Annotated in this window: 1 protein-coding gene; it reads right to left on the bottom strand. The window is 54.4% G+C overall.

What is annotated here, in order from left to right; translation table 11 throughout:
- Positions 1 to 669: S-layer homology domain-containing protein (locus AOP73_RS11650; RefSeq protein WP_160295476.1), on the bottom strand; the 669-nt coding region annotated here is incomplete at its 3' end.
- Between the last annotated feature and the right edge of the window lie 15 nt (positions 670 to 684).

The raw sequence follows: 684 nt of genomic DNA on the forward strand, positions 1-684 counted from the left end.
GGGCGCCACGTATTTTGGTGCTTTATAGGACGAGGAACCGTATCCCCGGAACAGGAAAGCCGCGGTCGCTGCGCGTGACGTCGAGTCGTATGGCCTAAACGTGCCATCTGAGAAACCCGTGGTCATGCCCGTCTTCGACAACCAGGCCACTTCCTTGAAAAACTTCGAGGAAGTCTTCATGTCCTTAAACGGCGAAGACTGAGGTGCCGAGAAGGAAGGACGGCCCTGATAACGATAGAGGAACGCCGCCATCGCAGAACGAGAAATATTCTCCTTGGGCCGGAACGTTCCATCCGCCCACCCAGTAGTGATGTTCTTCGATTCAAGCCACACGATCTGCTTATAGAACTGGTCACTCTTCTTCACGTCCTTAAACGGAGAAGAACCAGGCAACGCCACCCGAGGACTATCAGCCAAGCGATAAAGGAAAGCAGCAAACGCCTCTCGCGAAACCGAATTCTCCGGCCGGAAACTCTTATCTGAATACCCAGTCGTGATGCCCTGATCAGTCAACCAGGAAATCTCCCGATAGAACTGATAACTACCAGTCACATCCCTAAACCCCGTCGTCGCCGCCTGCGACGGCGCAGCAACCAACGGCACAAGAAGAACAGCAGCAACCAACGCCGCCATCCTCACACGAACATTCCGACTTACGCGAGCAAACACACTTGCTCCCTTCCC

This window comes from Demequina aurantiaca (assembly GCF_000975135.1).
GTDB lineage: Bacteria > Actinomycetota > Actinomycetes > Actinomycetales > Demequinaceae > Demequina > Demequina aurantiaca.